This window comes from Streptomyces sp. ID05-39B, from assembly GCF_033794725.1.
Lineage (GTDB): Bacteria > Actinomycetota > Actinomycetes > Streptomycetales > Streptomycetaceae > Streptomyces > Streptomyces bobili.
Genome location: NZ_JARGEF010000566.1, coordinates 1 through 527 on the forward strand (window position 1 = coordinate 1; position 527 = coordinate 527).

The following is a 527-nucleotide window of genomic DNA, read 5'->3' on the forward strand; positions in this document are numbered from 1 at the left end:
TATTTTATTTTTTTGTTTTCTTTTTTGTTCTTTTTTTTTTTTTGAAACAAAAACCGGGCATCGGGATTTATTGCCGTCTCGTGGGCCTTGAGATTTGTATAAGAGACAGGCGTCAGGGCCACGGCCAGTGAGGCCGCCGCCCTCACCCTCCTGGCCCTCACCCCGGCGGCGGCCTCACTGGCCGTGGCCCTGACGCTGCGTCCACGGGACACCCGCCTGGCGGCGAACTCCCGAGGCACCGGCCTGGCCCTGCGCCGCTTCACCACCACGACGAAGCTCCAGGAGACATTCGGCGCCTACGGGAGGTTCGGCGCCCGGCAGTCCAGGTCCGGCGCCGCCGAGCCGTCCGGCGAAGGCGACACCCGGCCCGCCCCTCACACCGCGGCCCTGAGTACCGCAGGGGCGGCACTGGTGGGCGCGGGCCGCACCGCGCCGGCGCCGGGCAGCGGCTCCACCCACATCCTGGCCCCGGCCGACGGCCCCCGCGAAGCCGTGCTCGACCCGCCGGACACCACCCCGCCCGACCC

The 527-nt window shown here is 68.9% G+C and carries 1 pseudogene; it reads left to right on the forward strand.

Annotated elements, in window-relative coordinates:
• Positions 1-183 precede the first annotated feature (183 nt).
• Positions 184-527: pseudogene (locus P1P75_RS41920) on the forward strand (hypothetical protein); the annotation flags it as partial.